The sequence below is a fragment of the Exiguobacterium sp. s124 genome, assembly GCF_018617485.1.
In the GTDB taxonomy this organism is placed as follows: Bacteria; Bacillota; Bacilli; order Exiguobacteriales; family Exiguobacteriaceae; genus Exiguobacterium; species Exiguobacterium aestuarii.
Window position 1 is genome coordinate 1 of sequence record NZ_JACSKH010000010.1, and the last position, 901, is coordinate 901.

Here is a 901-nt window from a genome sequence, read left to right on the forward strand (position 1 = left end):
CCGTTCCCATGCCGAACACGGAAGTTAAGCGTCTCAGCGCCGAAAGTAGTTGGGGGATCTCCCCCTGTGAGGATAGGACGTTGCCAGGCTTTATTTTTTTAAAAAAGTTATTGACTTTACATAAAATGACCTTTAAAATAGGTAAAGTCGATATGACTTAAAACGGTCCCGTGGTGTAGGGGTTAACATGTCTGCCTGTCACGCAGAAGATCGCGGGTTCGAATCCCGTCGGGACCGCCATTTTTAATTTAATACTTATGGCTTTGTAGCTCAGTTGGTAGAGCAAAGGACTGAAAATCCTTGTGTCGGCGGTTCGATTCCGTCCAAAGCCACCATATAACGCGCCGGTGTAGCTCAGTTGGTAGAGCATCTGACTTGTAATCAGAGGGTCGAGGGTTCGAATCCTTTCGCCGGCACCATTTTTTCATGGCGGTTGTGGCGAAGTGGTTAACGCACCGGATTGTGATTCCGGCATTCGAGGGTTCAATTCCCTTCAGCCGCCCCATTAAAATTTTAATGAGCCATTAGCTCAGTTGGTAGAGCATCTGACTTTTAATCAGAGGGTCGCAGGTTCGAGCCCTGCATGGCTCACCATTTCTCATTAATATTTTATTAAATACGTAATTTCACATGCGGGTGTGGCGGAATTGGTAGACGCGCTAGACTTAGGATCTAGTGTCTTTGACGTGGGGGTTCGAGTCCCTTCACCCGCATCTCTAAATACTTATGCGGAAGTAGTTCAGTGGTAGAATACGACCTTGCCAAGGTCGGGGTCGCGGGTTCGAATCCCGTCTTCCGCTCCATCTTAATACGCGGTCGTGGCGGAATCGGTAGACGCGCTAGGTTGAGGGCCTAGTGGTGGTTAACACCGTGGAGGTTCAAGTCCTCTCGACCGCACCAT

At 49.1% G+C, this 901-nt stretch carries 8 tRNA genes and 1 rRNA gene; all 9 read left to right on the forward strand.

The annotated features are described in order from the left end of the window. Positions 1-89: ribosomal RNA gene (rrf, locus tag KNO85_RS14775) — 5S ribosomal RNA — on the forward strand; the annotation flags it as partial. A gap of 75 nt (positions 90-164) precedes the next feature. Further along, positions 165-240: transfer RNA gene (locus KNO85_RS14780), tRNA-Asp, on the forward strand. A gap of 19 nt (positions 241-259) precedes the next feature. Beyond that, positions 260-335, forward strand: a tRNA-Phe gene (locus KNO85_RS14785). Positions 336-343: 8 nt separating this feature from the next. Next, positions 344-419: transfer RNA gene (locus tag KNO85_RS14790), tRNA-Thr, on the forward strand. A 10-nt stretch (positions 420-429) separates the two neighbouring features. After that, positions 430-505 (forward strand) — tRNA-His (locus tag KNO85_RS14795). A gap of 13 nt (positions 506-518) precedes the next feature. Then, positions 519-594: transfer RNA gene (locus KNO85_RS14800), tRNA-Lys, on the forward strand. Between the two features lie 38 nt (positions 595-632). Continuing rightward, a tRNA-Leu gene (locus tag KNO85_RS14805) sits at positions 633-713 on the forward strand. Positions 714-728: 15 nt separating this feature from the next. After that, positions 729-803, forward strand: a tRNA-Gly gene (locus tag KNO85_RS14810). A 9-nt stretch (positions 804-812) separates the two neighbouring features. Further along, a tRNA-Leu gene (locus KNO85_RS14815) sits at positions 813-900 on the forward strand. Position 901: the final 1 nt, after the last annotated feature.